The sequence below is a fragment of the Candidatus Tectomicrobia bacterium genome (assembly GCA_016192135.1).
Classification (GTDB): domain Bacteria; phylum UBA8248; class UBA8248; order UBA8248; family UBA8248; genus 2-12-FULL-69-37.
Map to the genome: position 1 here is coordinate 192,826 of JACPUR010000035.1, position 20,409 is coordinate 213,234.

The 20,409-nt window shown below is 67.1% G+C and carries 21 protein-coding genes; 17 read left to right on the forward strand and 4 right to left on the reverse strand.

The annotated features are described in order from the left end of the window. Nucleotides 1-95 precede the first annotated feature (95 nt). The 4 genes from HYZ11_14680 to HYZ11_14695 form a co-directional block, all read right to left on the reverse strand. A complete protein-coding gene (locus HYZ11_14680; protein ID MBI3128848.1) occupies nt 96-860 on the reverse strand; it encodes an undecaprenyl-diphosphate phosphatase in 765 nt (254 codons plus the stop codon). Between the two features lie 107 nt (nt 861-967). Then, complete coding sequence (locus tag HYZ11_14685; protein ID MBI3128849.1) at nt 968-2,092, reverse strand: mannose-1-phosphate guanylyltransferase; 1,125 nt, start codon at nt 2,090-2,092, stop codon at nt 968-970. After that, entirely contained in the window at nt 2,092-2,679 is a 588-nt protein-coding gene (locus HYZ11_14690) for a DedA family protein (GenBank protein MBI3128850.1), read from the reverse strand. Before HYZ11_14690 ends, HYZ11_14685 begins: the two co-directional genes overlap by 1 nt. Next, entirely contained in the window at nt 2,672-4,042 is a 1,371-nt protein-coding gene (locus tag HYZ11_14695; GenBank protein ID MBI3128851.1) for a phosphomannomutase/phosphoglucomutase, read from the reverse strand. Before HYZ11_14695 ends, HYZ11_14690 begins: the two co-directional genes overlap by 8 nt. Before the next feature lie 297 nt (nt 4,043-4,339). Between HYZ11_14695 and HYZ11_14700 the strand changes: the two genes are divergently transcribed. The 17 genes from HYZ11_14700 to tgt all read left to right on the forward strand — a co-directional run bounded on the left by HYZ11_14700 (nt 4,340) and on the right by tgt (nt 20,386). Continuing rightward, on the forward strand, nt 4,340-5,002 hold the full coding sequence (locus tag HYZ11_14700) for a 1-acyl-sn-glycerol-3-phosphate acyltransferase (GenBank protein MBI3128852.1): 663 nt from the start codon (nt 4,340-4,342) through the stop codon (nt 5,000-5,002). Next, a complete protein-coding gene (locus HYZ11_14705; GenBank protein ID MBI3128853.1) occupies nt 5,002-5,517 on the forward strand; it encodes a DUF721 domain-containing protein in 516 nt (171 codons plus the stop codon). Before HYZ11_14700 ends, HYZ11_14705 begins: the two co-directional genes overlap by 1 nt. Then, nucleotides 5,514-7,235: a tetratricopeptide repeat protein gene (locus HYZ11_14710; protein MBI3128854.1), complete on the forward strand. Its 1,722-nt coding sequence runs from the start codon at nt 5,514-5,516 to the stop codon at nt 7,233-7,235. Before HYZ11_14705 ends, HYZ11_14710 begins: the two co-directional genes overlap by 4 nt. A 15-nt stretch (nt 7,236-7,250) precedes the next feature. Then, on the forward strand, nt 7,251-8,099 hold the full coding sequence (locus tag HYZ11_14715; GenBank protein MBI3128855.1) for a DUF4292 domain-containing protein: 849 nt from the start codon (nt 7,251-7,253) through the stop codon (nt 8,097-8,099). Further along, the gene (gene ispE / locus HYZ11_14720; protein MBI3128856.1) at nt 8,096-8,965 is read left to right on the forward strand and encodes a 4-(cytidine 5'-diphospho)-2-C-methyl-D-erythritol kinase; all 870 of its coding nucleotides are present in this window, start codon (nt 8,096-8,098) and stop codon (nt 8,963-8,965) included. The genes HYZ11_14715 and ispE overlap by 4 nt, the downstream gene beginning before the upstream one ends. 147 nt (nt 8,966-9,112) lie before the next feature. Continuing rightward, nucleotides 9,113-10,072: a ribose-phosphate pyrophosphokinase gene (locus tag HYZ11_14725; protein MBI3128857.1), complete on the forward strand. Its 960-nt coding sequence runs from the start codon at nt 9,113-9,115 to the stop codon at nt 10,070-10,072. Between the two features lie 40 nt (nt 10,073-10,112). Continuing rightward, nucleotides 10,113-10,796, forward strand: coding sequence for a 50S ribosomal protein L25 (locus HYZ11_14730; GenBank protein MBI3128858.1), 684 nt, complete (start codon nt 10,113-10,115; stop codon nt 10,794-10,796). Between the two features lie 30 nt (nt 10,797-10,826). Continuing rightward, nucleotides 10,827-11,384 (forward strand): aminoacyl-tRNA hydrolase, encoded by a 558-nt coding sequence (locus HYZ11_14735; GenBank protein ID MBI3128859.1) that lies wholly within the window; start codon nt 10,827-10,829, stop codon nt 11,382-11,384. Between the two features lie 87 nt (nt 11,385-11,471). After that, a complete protein-coding gene (locus HYZ11_14740; protein MBI3128860.1) occupies nt 11,472-13,469 on the forward strand; it encodes a sodium-translocating pyrophosphatase in 1,998 nt (665 codons plus the stop codon). Between the two features lie 181 nt (nt 13,470-13,650). Then, nucleotides 13,651-14,163, forward strand: a complete 513-nt coding sequence (rpsF, locus tag HYZ11_14745; GenBank protein ID MBI3128861.1) for a 30S ribosomal protein S6 — start codon at nt 13,651-13,653, stop codon at nt 14,161-14,163. 24 nt (nt 14,164-14,187) lie between these two features. Continuing rightward, a complete protein-coding gene (gene ssb / locus HYZ11_14750) occupies nt 14,188-14,616 on the forward strand; it encodes a single-stranded DNA-binding protein (protein MBI3128862.1) in 429 nt (142 codons plus the stop codon). A 45-nt stretch (nt 14,617-14,661) separates the two neighbouring features. Then, nucleotides 14,662-14,922, forward strand: a complete 261-nt coding sequence (gene rpsR / locus HYZ11_14755) for a 30S ribosomal protein S18 (GenBank protein ID MBI3128863.1) — start codon at nt 14,662-14,664, stop codon at nt 14,920-14,922. Nucleotides 14,923-14,939: 17 nt separating this feature from the next. Beyond that, complete coding sequence (locus HYZ11_14760; GenBank protein ID MBI3128864.1) at nt 14,940-15,470, forward strand: 50S ribosomal protein L9; 531 nt, start codon at nt 14,940-14,942, stop codon at nt 15,468-15,470. A gap of 66 nt (nt 15,471-15,536) precedes the next feature. After that, the gene (gene dnaB / locus HYZ11_14765; GenBank protein MBI3128865.1) at nt 15,537-17,057 is read left to right on the forward strand and encodes a replicative DNA helicase; all 1,521 of its coding nucleotides are present in this window, start codon (nt 15,537-15,539) and stop codon (nt 17,055-17,057) included. A 103-nt stretch (nt 17,058-17,160) separates the two neighbouring features. Beyond that, complete coding sequence (alr, locus tag HYZ11_14770) at nt 17,161-18,426, forward strand: alanine racemase (protein MBI3128866.1); 1,266 nt, start codon at nt 17,161-17,163, stop codon at nt 18,424-18,426. Continuing rightward, entirely contained in the window at nt 18,309-19,184 is an 876-nt protein-coding gene (locus HYZ11_14775; GenBank protein ID MBI3128867.1) for an ABC transporter ATP-binding protein, read from the forward strand. Before alr ends, HYZ11_14775 begins: the two co-directional genes overlap by 118 nt. A gap of 8 nt (nt 19,185-19,192) precedes the next feature. Beyond that, nucleotides 19,193-20,386 (forward strand): tRNA guanosine(34) transglycosylase Tgt, encoded by a 1,194-nt coding sequence (gene tgt / locus HYZ11_14780; protein ID MBI3128868.1) that lies wholly within the window; start codon nt 19,193-19,195, stop codon nt 20,384-20,386. Nucleotides 20,387-20,409: the final 23 nt, after the last annotated feature.

A 20,409-nucleotide genomic window follows, 5' to 3' on the forward strand; every position in this document is an offset into this window, starting at 1 on the left:
CGAAAAGGGCGCTCCCTCGCGAGGGAGCGCCTTTTTTTCGGCTTGGTAGCAGGCAGGGGACGGCTGAAGCGGCAGATGTGCAGGTTGCGACGCTCTCACCGCATGATCAGCAGAAATACCGCGACCAAGAGAATCCGGTAGACGCCGAAAGCGCTGAATGTGTGCCGCTGGATATAACTGAGGAAGAATTTGATGCTGAGGATCGCCATGACAAAGGAAACGGCGAAGCCGATCGCGAGGAGGTGGAACTCCGCGATCGAAAAGGCATGAAGATTCTTCAGCAGATCAAGGCCCGTCGCGGCGAACATGGTGGGAACGGCGAGGAGAAACGAGAATTCCACGATCAATTCCCGCCGGATGCCCAAGATCATCCCCCCGACGATGGTGGCGGCGGAGCGCGAGACCCCCGGTATCATGGCGACGGATTGCGCAATCCCGATGCCCAGCGCCTTGGTGTAGCTGATTTCCTCGATGGTGGGCGCCTCGTCCCTCTCCGTAAAGACATACTCGAAAATCACGAGGATCAAGCCTCCAACGGCGAGAGAGGCCAGCACAACCGGCATGCTCTGGAACAGGATGGTCTTGATGATCTTGTAAAACGCCAGTCCCAGGATGCCCGTCGGGATGAACGCCACGATAATTTTCTTGAGGGATTCCCAGTGGAGGAACCTTTGCCGGTAAAGGACGACCACGGCCAGAATCGCGCCGCTCTGAATGGATATCTCAAAGGTCTTGGTGAATTCCGATTGGGAGATGCCCAGCAGCTCGGCGGTGAGAATGAGATGGGCCGTGGATGAGATGGGGAGAAATTCCGTAAAGCCCTCGATGATTCCCAGGACAATCGATGAAAAAACGTTGATCTCCGCCATTTCCTGGATGATCCCTCGAAAAAGTAACTCGCCGAATCGCCAAGCCGTATCGGTCAAAACGGCCGAAAGTTATGGCCTCGCCTAGAAAATCCCCCTGGTCAGAGGAAGCGAGCCTGCCCTTCGGCGAGGAGCTTCTTGACCAGTTCGCCCACCGTCTGGTCGCGGTCGCCCGCGCAGACGAGGATGGCGTCGTCGGTTTCGATCAGCACCAGGTTCTCCACGCCCAGGGCCGCGACGAGAGGCTTCGAGGAGCGCACGATGAGATTGCGGGAGTTCACGGCCGCCGCCCGGGACTTCCGGGGGATGAGCCAGAGGTTGCCCGCCTCGTCCAGCGGGAGCACGCGCCGGAGCACGCTCCAGCTCCCGAGGTCGTTCCAGTCCATGTCGGCCGGCAGGACGACCACCCCGTTCGCGCGCTCCATGACGGCGTAGTCGACGCTGATGGACTCGCAGCTCCGGAAGGCGCGCTCGAAGGCCTCCCGCTGCCGCTGGCGGAGGGCGGTGGCGGCGCGGCGCAGGCTCCGCCCGGTCGCGGGGATGTGGAGATTGATCTCGCCGATGAGGCGCTCGGGGCGGCAGATGAAGATGCCGGCGTTCCAGTAGTAGCCGCCCGCCGCGAGGTACTGCTCCGCCTGGGCGAGCGGGGGCTTCTCGATGAAGCGCTGCACGGCCCGGGCCTCCGTCCCGCCCGGGCTCCGGAACCTCCGCCCTGCCTCGATGTAGCCGTAGCCGGTCGCTGGCCACTGCGGCGGGATGCCCAGGGTCACGATGGCGTCCCGCTCCCGGGCCATCTCCGCTCCGGCGCGGACCAACCGCCTGAGAACGGCGGGCCGGCCGATGTAATGATCCGCCGGAAAGGCGGCCATGACGGAGCCGGGCTCCCAGCTCTCGATGAGATGGGCCGCCAGGCCGAGGCAGGGGGCGGTGTTCCGGCCCTCGGGCTCCAGGATGACGCGGCTCGGCGGCACGTCCGGCAGGGCCTCGCGGATGAGGCGCCGGTGGGCGGCGGAGCCCACGACCAGGGTGCGCTCGGCCGGGACGAGGCCCTTCAGGCGGCCGACCGTCAGGGCGAGCAGCGAATCGCGCGCCTGGCTCTCCCGGGAGGGGCTGCCGCCGCCCGGGGGAAGGAATTGCTTGGGGCGGCGGGATCGGCTCACGGGCCAGAAGCGGGTGCCGCTCCCGCCCGCCATCACGACTGCCCACAGGGTCTGCTTGGAAGCCATCAGAGGATCCACTTGAGAAGGACGAAGCCGCCGGCCAGCAGGAAAAAGAAAACGAACGTGAGCGTGTTGAAGTAGCGGTCGATGAAGATGCGGATCGGGTGGCCGAACCGGTGGATCAGCCAGGCCACGAGAAAGAACCGGGCGCTCCGGCTCAGGGTGGAGGCGATCAGGAAGACCAGGAAGCTGATGTGGAATGCGCCCGCGGTCACGGTGAAGAGCTTATAGGGGATGGGCGTGAAGCCGGCGATGCCCACCGCCCAGGCGTCGTAGGCGACGTAGTAGGATTGGATCAGGGCGTACTTTTCCATCCCGCCGTAGGCGCTGAGGATGGGCCTGCCGACGGTCTCGAAGAGGAAGAGCCCGACGAGGTACCCTGCCACGCCCCCGGCCACGGAGGCCGCCGAGCAGACGGCCGCGTAGAAGAAGGCGCGCGTGGGCCGGGAGAGCGACAGGGCCATGAGAAGCGGGTCGGGAGGGACGGGGAAGAAGATGGATTCCGAGAAGGAGAGGCCGGCCAGGGCCGTGGTCCCATAGTGGGAATGGGCCCAGCTCAGGACCCAATCGTACAGGCGCCGGACGCTACGCATTCGGGAGCTGGACGGAGGGGAACTTCTTGAGCTGGTCGAACACCTCCCGCTGGTAGGCCCGGAGCGAGCTTTCATCCAGGGCCTCGAAGCGGAGGACGAGCACGGGCTGGGTGTTGGAGGCCCGCACGAGGCCCCAGCCCTTGGCGAAATTGATTCGCGCCCCGTCCACCTCGATGACTTCGTATTTCCCGCGGAAATGGGCCTTGATCTCCTCCACGATGGCGAACTTGTCCTCGTCGGTGCAGTCGACCCGCATCTCGGGGGTGGCGATGGCCGGAGGGATTTCCCGCATCCGCTCGGCCAGCGTCTTTCCGCCGCTGCCCAGCAGGTGCAGGAGGCGGGCCGCGGCATAGATGGCGTCGTCGTAGCCCAGGTAGCCGTCCACGAAGAAGATGTGGCCCGAAAGCTCTCCCCCAAGGGGGGCCTTTTCGGCCACCAGGCGGGCCCGGATGAGGGAATGGCCCGTCGCGGACATGACGGGGCGGCCCTTCATCTTTTGGACGGCCTCGGCCAGCCGGGAGGAGCACTTGACGTCGAAGACGATGGCCTCGCCCGGCCGCCGGGCCAGGATGGGTTCGGCGTAGAGGATGAGAAGCTCATCCCCCCAGATGATCCGCCCGGTGGAATCCACCACCCCCAGGCGGTCGCCGTCGCCGTCAAAGCCGATGCCCACCTCGGCGCCCGTCTCCTTCACCTTCGCGATGAGGCTCTGCAGGTTTTGGGGGATGGTGGGGTCGGGATGGTGGTTGGGATAGGTGCCGTCGGGCTCGGTGAAAATACCCGTCACGTCGGCTCCGATGGCCTTCAGGGTCCGGGTGGCCAGGGGGCCGGCGATGCCGTTTCCGGCGTCGATGACCACCTTCACGGGACGCTCGAGCTCGAGCCCCTGGCTCGCGCGCGCCACGTAGTCGGGCTGGAGGTCGATTTCCCGGAAATCACCCGGCTGGGCCGCCTGGTGGAGCTTCTTGTCCCGGATGAGGTGATAGAGCGCCTGGATTTCTTCCCCGTGGATGGCCTCTTTGTCCTTGGTAATCTTGAAGCCGTTGAATTCGGGCGGATTATGGCTTCCGGTGATCTGAACGCCCCCCCGGACGTCCAGCCGGTGCGTGGCAAAGGAAAGGCAAGGCGTCGGGACCATGCCCACGCCGGTGACGGCGCAGCCGGCCGCGCAGAGGCCCTCCCGGAGGTACTGGTAAAACTCGGGGGAGGAGAGGCGGTTGTCCCGCCCCAGGGCCACGTGCGCCCCGTTGGCTCCGCCCATGTGGGTCCCGATGGCCTGCCCGATGGTCCGGACCACCGGCGGCGTCAGATCGCGGCCTACCACCCCCCGGATGTCATATTCGCGAAAAATGCGGGGATTCATTTCCATGGTTTTCATCTTCCCGTGAGAAGCGGGCGCCGATTTGGGCCGTTCAGCGGGCCAAATTATTGCATTGGCCGAGTGACCCGGCAAGAACAAAAGGAATAGGGTGTTTCCCTGGAAAGGGGGACAGAGGCATTTGGGCCGGAATGGCGAATGCCATCCTTGAAAAGGAGCGCTATAATCCATCGACGGGAGAAATGTTTCGGTTCATCCTTTGGCCGCCGTGTCCCCTGCCCGATTTCGAGGGAGTATCCAGGAAAACAGATGGGCGGTCCGGGTCCTTGGAAAGAACGGTGGATGATCTGGGCGGGTGTTGTCCTGCTCGGGATTTTCTTCCGCCTGTTCCTCCGGCTGAAAGTTTCGGGCTGGGAGAACATTCCCGCCGGCGGCGGTGTCCTTTTCCTCAGCAATCACCGCTCGGCGCTGGATGTCCTCGTAATCCCCTGGTGCATCTACAAGAAATTTCCGCAAGAGGTGATTCGCCAGGTTTCGAAGGATGATCTCTTCCGGATTCCCGTCGTGGGGTGGGTCATCACCCAGTGGCGGGCATTCCCGGTGAAGCGCGGGGCGGCCGATTTGTCTTCGCTCCGCCGACTGGAGGAATATGTCCGGCGGGACAAGGTGGTCCTCTATCCGGAAGGGACGCGGAGCCGCGACGGTTCGCTCGGACAAGGCAACCGGATGGTGGGGCGGATCATCCGCGACGCCCGCCCCATGGTGGTCCCCGTGGCTATCCGGGGGACCGAGAAAGTGGTCCCTCTCGGGAAGACGCTGCCCCGCCCGGGGGCCACGGTCGAGGTGATGTTCGGCCCGCCGGTGCCGCTCGGGGAGGAAATGGCCATCGGGAACGCGAAGGAATCGAGCCAGGCCATCGTAGACAAGGTGATGGCCGCAATCGGGCACCTTCTCGGCGAGGATAAAGCGCGCTCCCGGGCCGCGTCCATAGGCGGGGCCGGGTGATGGCTTCCCGCGCCCTGCCGGCCGATTTCGCCCGTCTCCTGGGGGACATGCGCCGCCAGGAGCCCTGGGGCCGGAAGCTCTTCCGCCACCGTGTTTTCCAGGTGTGGGAGGGGGCCGTGGGGAAGTCGCTCGCCCGGGTCGCCCGGCCGGCGGCCGTGCGGGGCGCGCGGCTCTTCGTGGAAGTGAGCGATTCGGCGTGGCTTCAGGAGCTGAAACTCCGCGAGAAGGATTTGCTGGCCGGCCTCAATGCGGCGCTCGGGACGGAGGAGTTCAAGGCGCTGACGTTCCGGCTGGGGGAGTGGGAGCCGGATGCGCTTGCGGCCCGGGCGGAGGCGCCCGGGCCCACGCCCGCCTCCATCTCCGCGGAGGATGAGCCTGCGATCGAGGCTGCGCTCAAGGGCTTGGGCGACCCCGAGCTTCGGGAACGCGCCGAACACCTTCTTCACCGGGCCCGGAGCCGCGGCAATCCGCCGGGCGGGCCGTTGCAAGCCGTGCATGGGGGGAAAGGGGAATGAGGAAAGAGACGCTCTGGCTGGCGGGGGCTTGCCTGCTCGCCGGGCTGGGAGCGGGATGCGCGTCGTCCATGGAAGGGCAGGTGGAAGTCAATGTGGCCGACGAAACCGGCCTTCCGGGCACGGCGGAGTCCTATTACCACTTTATCCTGGGCTACCGGGACGAATTGAACAGCCGCCTGGACGATGCGCGGGAGAAACTCTCGCAGGCGGTACAGGGAGACCCAAAATCTTCCTTCCTTCTGACCCGGCTCGCGTCCCTCATGGTGCGCCAGGGGAACATGGACCGCGCCGAGGAGCTGGCGCGGAGAGCCGTCGCCCTGAACGGGAAGGAGACGCAGGCCTATCTTATCCTCGGGGGGGTCTATACGGCGCGCGGCAAGCTGGCCGATGCCGTCGCGATTTATGAGAAGCTGCTCAAGATCAAGCCCAACGAGAACGAGGTGCGGCTTCTCCTGGCGACCTCTTATCTGGAGCTCGGCCGGAACCAAGAGGCGGTCGACATCCTGGAGAACTTGGCCAAGGACCAGCAAGGCGACGTACTGTCCCGGTTCTACCTGGCCCAGGGCTACATCCGCCTGAAGAAGTACGACGAGGCGGAGCGCGAGCTCAAGTTCCTCACCGAGCATCAGCCTCAGTTCACGCGCGGCCTCCTGATGCTGGGCGGCCTGCATGAGACCCGCGGCGAGTTCGGCAAGGCCGAGGAAGTCTACAAGAAGATCCTCGTGTATGAGCCGGACAATCGGCAGGCCCGCGCCCGGCTGGGCCAGGTTTACATCCGCAAGGAGAACCTGGAAGGGGCGCTCAAGGAGTACGAGCGGCTCGTCCAGGATGAGCCCGGCAACCTCGATGTCCACCGCACCCTCGGCTTCCTGCGCTTCGAGCGCCGGAACTTCCAGGAGGCGCTGCGGGAATTTCGCTTCGTGCTGGCGAAAAACCCCAAGGACGAGCCCGTCCGCCGCTTCGTCGCCGCCATCTATGAGGAGCTCGATCAGGCCAGCCTGGCCGAGAAGGAGCTCAAGGACCTGATCCGGCTCGTTCCCCAGACGGTGGAGGGCCGGGTCCAGCTCGCCCGCCTCTATGCCAAGACCAACGCATGGGACAAGGCATCCTCCGTCTTGGACGAGGCCGCGGCCGTCAATCCGAAGGATGCCCGCATCCCCTTCGCGCGGGGCGGCATCCTGATGCGGCAGAAGAAATACGCCGAGTCGGTGGAGTTCCTCCAGGTCGCCGTCAATCTCGATCCGAAATCCACCCTGTACCGTTTCAACTTGGCGTCGGCCTTTTACGAGCTCAAGCGCTGGGGCGATGTGGAGGCCGCGACGCGTGAAATCATCCGGCTCAACCCGAAGCACGCCAATGCCCTGAACCTTCTGGGCTACATGTTCGCCGAGCAGAACAAGAACATCCCGGAGGCGGAGCAGCTCCTTACCCGCGCGCTCGCCATCGAACCGGCGAACCCGGCTTTTCTCGACAGCATGGCCTGGGTTTACTACCGGCAGGGTAGGTACAAGGAGGCCCTGGAGAAGATCATCCATGCCCTGAACCAGACGCCCGACGACGCCGTCATGCTCGATCATCTCGGCGACATTCATTTCTCGCTGGGCGATGTTCCCAAGGCGCTGGACGCGTGGCGAAAGTCCTTGAAGGCGGATCCGAAGAATTCCGAGGTGCAGGAGAAGATTCGCCGCCATGAGGAGGCGGGGCGGAAAGCCCGGTAGGCGGCCATCAAACCATTGCGCATGCGGCGTCTCGTCCTAGGCATCCTGGCGCTGTTCCTCTCCGGTTGCGCCGCGAGGGAAACCGCTCCGCCCCCCGTTCCGCCGGCCGTCTCCGAAGTCCTTGCGCGTATTCGCAACCGCCCCCGCCCGCGCTCCCTGCGGACGCTCGCCAATTTTCAGCTCCGGTTCAGCGCCGAGGAGCCGGGAGGGCTCCTCGCCCGGGAACTGGGCCTCGGGGGTACCTATGCAGGGAAGGCGATTCTCTTGTGGCGCGCGCCGGCTTCCCTGCGGCTGGAGCCCCTGACTCCGCTGGGGACACCTGTCGCCGTCGTGGTGGCCCGGGAGAAGTCCCTGCGCGCTTACCTGCCCGGGCGGGCGAGATTCTTCGAGGGGCGGGCGGATGCTTCTTCCATGGCTCGGCTGTTCGGGGTGCCGATCGGCACCGGATTGCTCGTCCGCCTACTTCAGGGGGCGCTGCCGGTGGCGGAGGGAGCGGAGGCGGAGCAAGGCCGGATCGGCTGGGATGAAGAAGCGAGCGCTTTCCGCCTGGAACTTCCGCCGGGCGGGGGCCTGGATCGCCGGCAGGTGGTGTGGCTGGAGCGGGATTCCTGGAGGCCCCGCCGGGCCCTGCTGGGCGAGCCCGGTGCGGAGATGGAAGTGCATTTCGGGCCCTTCCGCGAATGGGGCGGGGGGCATCTTCCGGAATGGGTGGAGATGACCGCCCCGAAGGGCGCCAGCCGGCTTCGGGTGGAAGTTACACTGCCGCCCTCCGCTTCCCCGGCGGAATTTCCGGAGGGCGTTTTCGACCTGGCCGCCCCGCCCGGCGTCCGGGTGCTCCCCCTCGACGAAAGCGCCTTCCGGTGACCACCCCTGAAGGTTTCTGGCTGGCGAGTCCCGCCAAGGTGAATCTAGGGCTGCGCGTGCTGGGGAGCCGTCCCGACGGCTATCACGAGATTGTCACCTGGATCCAGCAAGTGTCCCTATCCGACCGCATTTGGCTGGGAAAACGATGCTCCTCCATTCATCTGACGGTGGCCGGAGAATGCGTCCCCGCTGGGCGGGGAAATCTCGCCTACCAGGCCGCCGCTGCCCTCAGGGGGGAGGCCGGGGACCGGACGCTGGGAGCCCGCATCCATCTTGAGAAGCACATTCCCGCCGGCGCCGGCCTGGGCGGGGGGAGCGGAAACGCCGCGGCAGTGCTGTGGGGCCTCAACCGGCTCTGGCGCCTCGGCTTGTCGCCGACAGCCCTTCGCCGCGTCGGGACCTCTCTCGGCTCGGACGTGCCTTCCTTCCTGGCGGGACCGGCCTCCCTCTGCCGAGGCAGGGGGGAGCGCGTGACGCCCCGGCCGCCCCTGCGGCGGGGGTGGTTCGTCTTGGCCAAACCTGGCTACTCTCTCTCGACAGCCGAGGTTTACGGCTGGATCCGGGGGGCCCGGAGCGGTCAGGAGGCAGCAGAGCCTGTGACGAACGACAGAACGCCCATCTATCGGAATGATCTGGAAAAAGTGGTGTTCGCCCGCCACCCTGGCCTGAAAAAGGCCCGCGATCGCATGCTCTGCCTGGGCGCCTCCCGGGCGATGCTGAGCGGCAGCGGGGCCGCGCTGTGGGGTTTATTCTCCAGCCAGGAAGAGGCGCTCAAGGCTCTGGCTGGATTCCGGCCGGGCCGGGGGTGGAGGGTCTGGCTCGCCCGGCCGCTGACGGCTTCCGCTTGGCTCGTCCGGAAAGAATGAGAGGCGACATGCCCGGCCGCGCGTGAAGAAACACGAACGAATAGCGAAATTATATCTTTTTTGCATTTCCGCCCGACTGGCGGCGCGACTTGACCCCATTAGGAAATTTGAGTACTTAGAACCGCTCTTTGACTTCGGCCCCCGCGCATGGAGACGGACGAAGTGAGGGACTACGAGCTCAAGGTCTTCGGGGGCCGGTCGAACCCCGACCTGTTCACCGAGATTGTGAAGGCGCTCGGCGTCCAGCCGGGGATGATCGAAATCGAGGACTTCAGCGACGGGGAAACCTTCGTCCGGATCGAGGAGAACATCCGGGGAGCCGACGTCTTCGCCATCCAGAGCATCTGCCATCCGGGAAACGCCAACCTGATGGAGATGCTCATCATGATGGACGCCTTCCGGCGATCGTCGGCCGAACGGATCACGGCGGTCATCCCGTACTACGGCTATGCCCGCCAGGACCGGAAGGTCCAGCCGCGCGTGCCCATCACGGCCAAGCTGGTGGCGAATCTGCTCGCCGCGGCGGGCGCGGACCGGGTCATCACGATGGACCTGCATGCGGGCCAGATCCAAGGGTTTTTCGACATTCCCGTGGATCACCTATATGCCGCGCCCATCATGATCGACTATTTCTGCCAAAAGAACTTGCAGGACCTCGTCGTGGTTTCTCCCGACGCCGGCGGGGTGGAGCGGGCACGGGCCTACGCCAAGCGGCTGAACGCCGGCCTCGGCATCATCGACAAGCGCCGGGAGCGGGCGAACGTGGCGGAGGTGGTCCGCATCATCGGAGACGTGAAGGACCGCGACGTTCTCATGGTGGATGACATCGTGGACACGGCGGGCACCCTGACCCAGGGGGCTCAGGCGCTCATGGATGCGGGCGCCCGGCGGGTCTTCGCGAGCTGCACCCACGCCGTCCTCTCCGGCCCCGCCATCAAGCGAATCAATGGCTCGTGCCTGGCGGAGGTTGCGATCACCGACACCATACCGTTGTCCGAGGAGGGGACGCGCTCCGGCAAGATCACGGTGCTGAGCGTGGGTCATCTCCTGGCCGAGGCGATCCGCCGCATCCACGAGGGCGCGTCGGTCAGCAGCCTCTTCGTCTGAGAAGGCCCGCCCGGCGGGCCAACCGTTGGAGTAAACCGAGATGGACAGAGTCAATCTGGAAGTAGAGCGCCGCACAGGGAAGGGCAAGAGCGCCGCGCGCCACCTCCGCCGGGAGGGAAAGGTCCCCGCGGTGGTGTACGGGATCCATGACCCGGCCTCGGTGGCGGTCAGCCCCAAGGAGCTCGACCGGGTGCTCGGCACCCGGGCGGGCGTCAACGTCATCGTTCAATTGAACGTTACGGGCGATGCCCAGGGCGAGCGTCCCGTCCTGATCAAGGACCTCCAGCGCGACCCCATGAAGGGCAGAATCCTGCATGCGGATTTTCTCGAAATCCGCATGGACCGCAAGATCAAGGTCGAGGTGCCCATCATCCTCAAGGGTGACGCCCCCGGCATCAAGCAGGGGGGCGTGCTGTCCCAACTCCTCCGCGAGCTGGAGGTGGAGTGCCTCCCGATCGCCATCCCCGAGGAAATCGTCGTGGACGTTTCCGGCGTCAACCTGAACGGCGTCGTCCACGTGCGCGAGATATCGCTCCCGGAGGGCGTGGACCTCATGACCGATCCGGAGGAGCCCATCCTGACGGTGGTGGCTCCGGAAGAAGAGAAGCCGGCCGAGGAGGCCGCCGCCGTCGCGGCCGAGGGCGCTCTTCCGGCGGAGGGCGCTGCCGCGGCCCCCGCGGGCGAAGCGGCCAAGGCCGAGTCTGGCAAGGAAGAGAAGAAGTAGGGGGGAGGGCCGCGCGTCTCGGCCGGACCGATGGCCTCGCCTTTGGTTCTGGTGGGTTTGGGGAATCCGGGGCCGGAATACGCCCTCACCCGCCACAATGTCGGTTTCTGGGCGCTGGACCGGATCTCCGAGGCGCACCGGATTCCGATCCGCACGCCGCGCCACCACTCGCTCATGGGCGCCGGCTCGATCGGCGGACAGCGGGTGGTTCTCGCCAAGCCGCAGACATACATGAACCTGAGCGGCAAGGCCGTCCGGGCTCTCCTCCGGGCGGAAGGATTGGGGCCCGAGAGCCTCATCGTTCTCCACGATGACATGGACATCTTCCTGGGCCGGGTGAAGTTCAACACGACCGGCGGGGATGGGGGCCATAACGGGATTCGGAGCATCATCGAGGCGCTCGGCAGCCGGGAGTTCCGGCGCCTGCGCATCGGCCTCGGGCGCCCGCCGGTGGCCATGGGGGATCGGTCGGACTGGCTGCTCTCGCCGTTCGGGGCATCCGAGCTCGAGGCAGTCGAGGAATCGGTGACGCTGGCAGCCGAGCGCGCGGTGGCGCTCGTGAGGGAGGAGGCAAGAGGGGGCGCCTAGGGCTGGCGCCTCCTTTCCTAGGGAGTCTCCGGTTTCTCCGGCGCGCCCGTGCCGCGGGAGCGGGAAAGGGAGGAGGAAAGGAAGCTGATGATCGCATTCTCCAATTGGGCGGCGGTATTCGGACTCGCCGGCTTGGCATTGGCCGGCTTCATTTATCAGTGGATCTCGCGCCAGCCCGACGGCAACGACCTCATGCGGAAGTTGGCGGCCCAGATTCACCAGGGCGCGATGGTGTTCCTCAAGCGCGAGTACAAGATCCTGGCCATTTTCGTCGTCGTGGTGTTCCTCTTGCTTGCCGCGGCCATCTCCCTCTCCACCGGCTTCGCCTTCGTCGTGGGCGCCGCCTGCTCCATCTTCGCGGGCTTCTTCGGGATGAACGCCGCCACCAAGGCCAACGTCCGGACGGCCGCCGCCGCCAGCGGGGAGGGAGGTCAGGCGGGCGCGCTCTCCATGGCCTTCTACGGCGGGACGGTCATGGGACTTTCCGTGGCCAGCCTGGGGCTCCTGGGGATCGGCTTCCTGTTCTGGTACTTCGACGTCCTCAAGATGTCAGCCAATGCGTCCATCATCAACGGCTTCTCGATGGGGGCCAGTTCCATCGCCCTGTTCGCCCGCGTGGGAGGGGGCATCTACACGAAGACCGCCGACGTGGGCGCCGACCTGGTGGGGAAGGTCGAGGCCAACATCCCCGAGGATGACGCCCGGAACCCCGCCGTCATCGCCGACAACGTGGGCGACTGCGTGGGCGACGTCGCGGGGATGGGCGCGGACCTCTTCGAGTCCTACGCCGGAGCCATCGTCTCCACGATTTTCATCGGCTCCACCGTCGGTACCGCCCTCGGCGCGACCGCCGCGGCCGCCATGTCCCTTCCGATGATTCTCGCGATGATCGGCCTCGTGTCCTCGGTGGTGGGCATCGCCTCGATGCAGGTGCTCGCCTCCAAGAGCCCCGCCCTGGCCCTGCGAAGCGCGACGATCATCGCCACGGGCGCCTTCATCGTCCTCTCCTTCTTCCTCACCTCGGGCATGGGCTTCAAGGGGGGCGTCTTCGGCTCCGTCCTTCTGGGCGCCGTCGGCGGAATCGCCATCGGCATGCTCACCGAGTTCTACACCGGCTCGGGCGGCAAGCCCGTGGGCCGCATCGTGGAGGCCTCCCAGACCGGCGTGGCCACCAACATCATCAGCGGCTTCTCCGTGGGCCTCGAGAGCGTGGCCGCTCCGCTGGTGGTGCTGGCGATGGTGACCCTGTTGTCCAGCAATATGGCCGGCCTCTACGGCATCTCGATCGCCGCGGTGGGGATGCTGGCCACCATCGGCATCACCATGTCGGTGGACGCCTACGGCCCCATCGCGGACAACGCCGGGGGCATCTCCCAGATGAGCCACCTGGGGCCCGCGACCCGCAAGATCACCGACAGCCTCGACTCCCTGGGCAACACCACCGCCGCCATCGGCAAGGGCTTCGCCATCGGCTCGGCGGCCCTCACGGCCCTCGCCTTCTACGCGGCCTACAGCCAGGCGGCCAAGCTCCAGACCATCGACCTGACGGACGCCAAAGTGGTGGCCGGGATGCTCATCGGAGGCGCCGTGCCCTTCGTCATCGGCGCCCTCACGATGAACTCCGTGGGCCGGGCCGCCTTCGTGATGATCCAGGAGATCCGCCGCCAGTTCCGCGAGATCCCGGGCATCATGGAGGGGAAGGCCGATCCAGACAGCGCCCGATGCATCGACATCAGCACCCAGGCGGCCCTCAAGGAAATGGTCGCTCCCGGCATCCTGGCCGTCCTCATGCCCATCATTGTTGGCTTCTTGATGGGCAAGGAGGCGCTGGGCGGAATGCTGGCCGGGGCCCTTCTTTCGGGTGTCCTCCTGGCACTCCTCATGGCCAATGCCGGCGGCGCCTGGGACAACGCGAAGAAAGAGATCGAGGACGGCAAGCTGGGCGGCAAGGGCTCGGAGGCCCACAAGGCGGCCGTCGTCGGGGACACGGTGGGCGATCCGATGAAGGACACGGCCGGGCCCTCGATGAACATCCTCATCAAGCTCATGTCCATCGTGGCCCTGGTGATAGCTCCGCTGTTCTAGGAGAAGAAAAAACAAGAAGCCTGAATCCATCTCACGCTTCCCCCGGCCCGCAGCGCGCCTCCAGGGGGCGCCCGGGCCGGGGTGGCCCGGGGGGCCGGATCTGTGCTAGGCTCCAGCCCTTGATGTTCCTCCTCGCTCCGGCCAAAAGGGCCGGGGCCGCTCAGTCCATGGGGAGATTCGAATGCCTCAATATGAAACGATGGTCCTGCTGTCCCCGAACCTCACCGATGAAGCGGTCGAGGAAAGCGTCCAGAACTTCAGCAATCAAGTGACGGCGGGGGGCGGGGAAGTCCTCAAGGTGGATCGGTGGGGCAAGAAGCGCCTCGCCTATCCCGTCCAGCGCCAGCGGCACGGCTTCTACTACATCGTCACCTACAAGTCCGAACCGGCGGTCGTCCAGGAGATTGAGCGCGGCATGCGACTCAACGAGGACACCTACCGCTACATGACGATCCGCATGGACGCCGCCCTGCTCCGCAAGCTCGAGAGAAACGAGCAGAACGCGAAGCGGCAGGCCGCCATGGCGCAGGAGGGCCGGCGCGGCGACGACGACCGGGGCGATCGCGACCGGGGCGATCGCGACCGCGGCGATCGCGACCGGGGAGAACGGGATCGCGGCGACCGGGGCGACAGGGATCGCGGCGATAGGGATCGGGGAGATCGCGGCGACCGGGGCCGGAGGGATGAGGACTAGCCCGGTTCCGGGCGGGAGGCTGCCATGGCCCAGATGAACGCCGTTTTTCTGCGGGGGAACATGACGCGCGATCCCGAGAAGCGCTTCCTCCCCTCCGGGTCGTCGGTCGTGAACTTCGGGCTGGCTGTCAACCGCCGCTACCGCAGCGGCGAGGAGTGGAAGGAGGACACCTGCTTCGTCGACATCGTCGTCTACGGGAAGCAGGGGGACTGGATCATCGAGCAGTGCCGCAAGGGAAGCCCAATCCTCGTGGAGGGCCGCCTCAGCTTCCGGAGCTGGGAGGGCCAGGACGGCCAGAAGCGGAGCAAGCACGAGGTGGTGGCCAACACGGTCCACATCCTCGCCCGCCGGGAAGACGGCGGCGAGGGCGGGGGCTCCCGCGCCTACCAGGGCGGCGGGGCCTCCCGGGGAGGGGACGAGCCTCCCATGACCGACGACGACATTCCATTCTAGCCGCATAGGCTTGAGAGAAGGGCCTGGAGGAAGCAGATGATCATGATGCCTCGCCCGGCGGGCGACAAGAAGAAGAAAAAGAAGAAGCGGTATGTGCGCAAGAAGATCTGCCGGTTCACGGCGGAGGGGATCGCGTATATCGATTACAAGGACGTGAAGACCCTCCGGAACATGGTGAGCGAGCGCGGAAAGATCATTCCCCGCCGCGTCACCGGCACCTCGGCCCGCTTCCAGCGGCAGCTCACCGTCGCCATCAAGCGGGCCCGCTACATGGCCTTGATGCCCTATACCGTGGATCACGGCTAGGACGAGGAGACGAGAAGATGGCTCGCGTGATCCTGCGGAAGGAAGTCGAGAACCTTGGCGAGGTCGGCGACATCGTCGAGGTGAAGGACGGCTACGCCCTGAACTATCTCATCCCCCGCGGGCTGGCTCTCCACGCCACGGCCAGCACCGTCCGCGCCACCCAGCACGAGCAGCGCGTGCGGGAGGCGCAGATCCAGTCGGCGCGGCGCTCCGCCGAGGACTTCGCCGGCAAGTTCAAGGGCATCGAGGTGGAGCTTACCATGAAGGCCGGCGAGGACGGCCGCCTCTTCGGCGCGGTCACCAACCGGCAGATCGAGGAGGCCCTGGCGGCCCAGGGGCTCGAGGTGAACCGCCGCCGCATCCTCCTCGAGGAACCCATCCGCCGGGTGGGGGATCATGATGTCGCCATCCGGCTCCATCCCGAGGTGAAGACGACGGTGCGCGTCCGCGTCGTCGCCGAGGAGGCTCCCGGTGAGGGGGCGCCCGAGGCGGCGTCCGGAGAAGGCGGGGAAGGCTCTCCCGAGAAGGCGGAGGAGAGCGCCGGGTAGGGAGCTTTTTTCCGCCGCAGTAGAAGCAAGTGCTTGAAAAAGGCCGCCCCAAGGCGGCCTTTTTCAATGGATTGCCGGGGCTTCCGCTTACGCCTGAACTGCGGTAGGCTGTCGTCCACGCCCGGTTTCGCTCGTCGCTTCACGTATCCTCGGAGCCGTTCCTTGACCCCTCCCGAAGCCCAAAGGTCCGAGGGCAGGGACCGCCTGCCCCCCCAGAACATCGAGGCCGAGGAGCGCGTCCTGGGCGCCCTTCTTCTCGATCCCGGCATGGTGGCGCCCGTGATGGAGGTGCTGCGCCCCGAGCACTTCTACCGGAGGAATCACCGGGTCATCTTCGAGGCGATGGTCCGCCTGTTCGAGCGTTCCGACCCCATCGACATCCTGACCGTCGTGGACGCCCTCAAGAAGGAAGGCCAGCTCGAGACGGCCGGGGGCTCCGAGAGCGTCGCCCGCCTGGCGGACGACGTCTCGAGCGCCCGCCGGGCGGTGACCCACGCCAAGCTCATCCGCAATGCGGCCATCCTCCGCAGCCTGATCCAGGCGTCCAACGCCATCGCCGAGCGCGCCATCACGGCCGAGGAAGAGGTGGACGGAATCGTGGACGACGCCGAGCGCGCCATCCTCGAAGTCTCCTCCGACCGCTACCAGCAGAGCATGGGGAGCATGCGGGATGTCATCAAGATCACCTTCCCGCACCTGGAGGAGCTCTACGACCGCAAGGAGCTCGTGACCGGTGTCCCGACCGGCTACACCGACTTCGACCGCCTCACGGCCGGCCTTCAGCCCGGGGAACTGTGCATCATCGCCGGGCGGCCCAGCATGGGCAAGAGCGCTTTCGCGCTCTGCGTCGCCGAGTATGCGGCGGTGGCCGCCAAGGTCCCGGCCGCCATCTTCAGCCTCGAGATGAGCGCCCGCTCCCTGGCCATCCGCATGATGTGCGGCCGGGCCATGGTGAACGCCCGCCAGCTCCAGAGCGGCTACATGCCCTCCAGCAAGTGGCCGGACCTCATCCGCGCGGCGGGGGAGCTTTCCGAGGCGCCGATTTTCATCGACGACGCCACCGACCTCTCTGTCTTCGATATCCGTGCGAAATGCCGCCGCCTCCAGGCGGACAAGGGATTGGGGCTCGTTGTGGTGGACTACCTCCAGCTCCTCTCCCACCGGGGGCGCTCCAGTGAGAGCCGCCAGGTGGAGATCTCCGAGATCTCGCGGGGCCTCAAGGGCCTAGCCAAGGAACTCAACCTCCCGGTGGTCGCGCTGAGCCAGCTCTCGCGCCAGGCCGAGCAGCGCGAGGGCAAGCGCCCCACCCTCGCCGACCTCCGCGAGTCGGGGGCCATCGAGCAGGACGCCGATCTCGTGGCTCTTCTCTTCCGCGAGGAGTATTATAGTTCCACCCCCGAGAACAAGGGCGTGGCCACCATCATCGTCGCCAAGCAGCGCAATGGCCCCATAGGAGACCTGGAGCTCAGGTTCTTCCCCGATTACGCCCGATTCACGAACCTCGACACCTTCCATGAAAGCCCCTCTGCGGCGGCCCCCGCGCCGGCCGGGGCCGACGCCTACGGCGAGGAGGAGACGCCGTTTTGACCCTTCGGCGGTTCGGCAAGCTCACCGGCCTGAGCCATGCCGAAGGGCGGGCTCGGGATCATGGACGTCGGCGGGCTCAGCGGAGCCGTGAGGCTTTCGAGCCATGAGCGGCGTGGGCGCGCCCTTCCTCGCCGGGGGTCCGGCGGCGGGCGCCTCTCTGCGGCCGGGAATGCGCACGGCCCTTTTCGTGGACCTCGACGTCCTCTCCCAGAACTACCGGACAGTGACGGAGGCCGCCGGGCGCGAGGTCATGGCCGTGGTCAAGGCCGAGGCGTATGGGCACGGGAGCGTGGAGGCCGCCCGGGCGTTCCGCCGGGCGGGGGCGCGCTGGCTGTGCGTGGCGTCGGTGGAGGAGGCGGAGGCGCTCCGCTCTCCCGGGGCGGAGGAGGGGGAGGGGGGCACCCGGGGCGCCCGTATTCTCCTGATGAGCGGCGTCCTGCCCGGATGTGCCCCCCGCATCGCCGCGCTGGGCCTCGACGCGGCCGTGTGGGACATGGCGCAGGCGGAGGCCCTCTCGGCGGCCTCCGAGGCCCTGGGGCGGCGGGCGGCGATCCACCTCAAGGTGGATGCGGGGATGGGGAGGCTGGGGATCGCCCCCGGCGAAGCGGCGGATTTCCTGCGCCGGGTGTCCGCCCTGCGCGGGGTGGAGGCCGCGGGCCTGATGAGCCATCTCTCCCGCGCGGACGAGGAATGGGGGGGGGACGAAACCCGGCGGCAGTTCGCCGTGGTGCGCTCGGTGGCGGAGGCGCTCCGGGCCGAGAGCCTGCTCCCGCCGATACTTCACTGCGCGAACAGCGCCGGCGGGATTCTCTTTCCCGAGGCGCCGGGCGGGCTGGTCCGGGCGGGGATCGCGCTTTACGGCTGCCCCCTGGGGCCGGCGCGCAAGGCGCCGGTCCGGCTCGCGGTGACGTGGAAGGCGGCCATCATTCAGGTCAAGCCCATTGCGGCCGGCGCGCCCGTGGGGTACGGAGGCATCTACCGGAGGAAGGCGGCGGGCGCCATCGCCGTCCTGGCGGCCGGCTACGCGGACGGCTACCCCCGCCTTCTCTCCAACCGGGGGGAGGCCGTCCTTCGCGGCAAGCGCGTCCCCGTCGCGGGAAGGGTCTCGATGGACATGCTGACCCTGGACGTCACCGGCCTCGAGGGAGTAAGGATGGGGGACGAGGCGGTCCTCCTCGGTGGCGGGGATGGGGAGGCCGTCTCCATGGATGACTTGGCCTCCCGGGCCGAAACCATCCCGTACGAGATTTTATGCGGCATCTCCCCCCGCGTCCCCCGCGTCTACATGCGCGAGGGGCGGTGCGTCGGGTTTCGGGTGCTGGGGGGCCGGATGGCCGGAGGGGCCGCCGGAGAGGAAGGGGAGCGGTGAGCGGCGCGACCAAGATCGAGTTGCGCGGTCTCGAGAAATCCTTCGGGGCGAACCGCGTCCTGCGCGGCCTGAGCTTCCGGATTCCCGCCGGCAAGATCACCGTCATCATCGGGCGGAGCGGGGAGGGGAAGAGCGTCCTCCTGAAGCACATGATCGGGCTGGTCCGGCCCGACAAGGGCCAGGTCCTCGTGGACGGGGAGGACATCACCGGCCTGAGGGACCGGGATCTCAACCGCGTCCGCGGAAAGTTCGGCATGCTCTTCCAGGGGGCGGCCCTGTTCGACTCGATGAACGTGGCGGAGAACGTGGCGTTTCCCCTGCGGGAGCACTCGCGCCTGTCTCCGGAGGAGATCATGGCGCGGGTGACGGACAGGCTCCGCCTGGTGGGCCTGGAGGGGGTGGAGGACCGCATGCCCTCCGAGTTGTCGGGCGGGATGAAGAAGCGGGTGGGCCTCGCCCGGGCGCTCGTGCGGGAGCCGGAGATTATCCTCTACGACGAGCCCACCACCGGCCTCGACCCCATCCTGACCGATTCGATCAACCGCCTGATCGTCCACACCCAGAAGACGCTGGGCGTCACCTCCGTCATGATCAGCCACGATGTGGAAAAGGCGCTCGAGTTCGCGGATCGGGTGGCCATGCTCCACCAAGGATGCATCGCCGCCGAGGGGACGCCGGAGGAGCTCCGGGCGATGGATGACCCCCTGGTGCGGCAGTTCCTCTCCGGAAGCGCCGAGGGGCCGATCAAGGTCCTGTGAGCGCGCCCATCCGTTTTCGAGTCACGGCCGGCGAACCCGGAGAGGCGGCCAGGCGCGGCCTCCTCGAAACTCCCCACGGAGCCTTCGAAACCCCCGCCTTCATGGCGGTCGGGACCCAGGCCACCGTTAAGACCCTCGATCCGCGCGACCTGCGCGAGGCCGGGTGCCGGATTCTCCTCGCGAACGCCTACCACCTTTCCCTGCGGCCCGGGGCGGACCGCATCGCCCGCCTGGGAGGCCTCCATCGGTTCATGGGCTGGGACGGGCCCATCCTCACCGACAGCGGAGGCTACCAGCTCTTCAGCCTGGCCCCCCTGGCCCGGGTGACGGACGAGGGAATCGACTTCCAGAGCCACCTGGACGGCGCCCGGCACATGCTCACCCCCGAGCGGGCGGTGGAGATCCAGGAGGCGCTGGGGCCGGACATCGCCATGGTGCTGGACGAGCCGCTCGGGTTCCCGCACACGCGGGAGGAGGCCGAGGCGGCGCTCGTCCGGACGACGGCGTGGGCCCGGCGCGCGCTCGATGCCCACAGGCGGCCGGATCAGGGGTTGTTCGGAATCGTGCAGGGGGGCGCGTTCGAGGACCTGAGGCGCCGGAGCGCCGAGCAACTCGTGCCGCTCGATTTCCCCGGCTACGCCATCGGCGGGCTCAGCCTGGGCGAGCGGAAGCGCGAGACGGATGCCCTCCTGGCCGCGGCGGCGGAGGTCCTCCCCCGGGAGAAGCCCCGCTACGTGATGGGGATGGGCACCCCGGGAGATCTCGTGCGGGCGGTCCGGCTGGGGGCGGATCTGTTCGACTGCGTCATGCCCACGCGCCACGCCCGGCGGGGCAACCTCTTCACCTGGGAAGGGCGGCTCTCCATCAAGCGGAACGAATTCGCCGAGGACGCCTCGCCCATCGATCCCGCGTGCGGCTGCCCAGCCTGCCGGGGGGGCTTCAGCCGGGCCTACCTGCGCCATCTCTTTCAGGCCGAGGAGTCGCTCGGCCAGCGGCTCATGACGCTCCACAACGTGTTCTTTTATCAGGAGTTGGTCGGGAGGATGCAGGAGGAGATCCGCTCCGGCCGTTTCTCCGCCTGGGCGGAGAAGGTGTTGGGCGGCCCCCTCGGCCAGGACCCCGAGGGCCCGTCGAGGGGCCGGGGCCTTCGCCGGAGCCCGGCCGGGAAGCCCCTCGGCCCGGTTTCTCCTGACGAAGAATAAAGGTCTGATTCTCAAAGCCTTCG

Coding starts and splice junctions, on each gene's coding strand:
- HYZ11_14740 (MBI3128860.1), top strand. CDS start 11,472: ATGATCGCATTCTCCAATTGGGCGGCGGTATTCGGACTCGCCGGCTTG.
- HYZ11_14775 (MBI3128867.1), top strand. CDS start 18,309: ATGCGGCATCTCCCCCCGCGTCCCCCGCGTCTACATGCGCGAGGGGCG.
- HYZ11_14695 (MBI3128851.1), bottom strand. CDS start 4,042: ATGAATCCCCGCATTTTTCGCGAATATGACATCCGGGGGGTGGTAGGC.
- HYZ11_14760 (MBI3128864.1), top strand. CDS start 14,940: ATGGCTCGCGTGATCCTGCGGAAGGAAGTCGAGAACCTTGGCGAGGTC.
- ssb (MBI3128862.1), top strand. CDS start 14,188: ATGGCCCAGATGAACGCCGTTTTTCTGCGGGGGAACATGACGCGCGAT.
- HYZ11_14725 (MBI3128857.1), top strand. CDS start 9,113: ATGGAGACGGACGAAGTGAGGGACTACGAGCTCAAGGTCTTCGGGGGC.
- HYZ11_14735 (MBI3128859.1), top strand. CDS start 10,827: ATGGCCTCGCCTTTGGTTCTGGTGGGTTTGGGGAATCCGGGGCCGGAA.
- HYZ11_14705 (MBI3128853.1), top strand. CDS start 5,002: ATGGCTTCCCGCGCCCTGCCGGCCGATTTCGCCCGTCTCCTGGGGGAC.
- HYZ11_14710 (MBI3128854.1), top strand. CDS start 5,514: ATGAGGAAAGAGACGCTCTGGCTGGCGGGGGCTTGCCTGCTCGCCGGG.
- dnaB (MBI3128865.1), top strand. CDS start 15,537: ATGGATTGCCGGGGCTTCCGCTTACGCCTGAACTGCGGTAGGCTGTCG.
- HYZ11_14730 (MBI3128858.1), top strand. CDS start 10,113: ATGGACAGAGTCAATCTGGAAGTAGAGCGCCGCACAGGGAAGGGCAAG.
- HYZ11_14690 (MBI3128850.1), bottom strand. CDS start 2,679: ATGCGTAGCGTCCGGCGCCTGTACGATTGGGTCCTGAGCTGGGCCCAT.
- HYZ11_14685 (MBI3128849.1), bottom strand. CDS start 2,092: ATGGCTTCCAAGCAGACCCTGTGGGCAGTCGTGATGGCGGGCGGGAGC.
- alr (MBI3128866.1), top strand. CDS start 17,161: ATGAGCGGCGTGGGCGCGCCCTTCCTCGCCGGGGGTCCGGCGGCGGGC.
- rpsR (MBI3128863.1), top strand. CDS start 14,662: ATGCCTCGCCCGGCGGGCGACAAGAAGAAGAAAAAGAAGAAGCGGTAT.
- rpsF (MBI3128861.1), top strand. CDS start 13,651: ATGCCTCAATATGAAACGATGGTCCTGCTGTCCCCGAACCTCACCGAT.
- HYZ11_14700 (MBI3128852.1), top strand. CDS start 4,340: ATGATCTGGGCGGGTGTTGTCCTGCTCGGGATTTTCTTCCGCCTGTTC.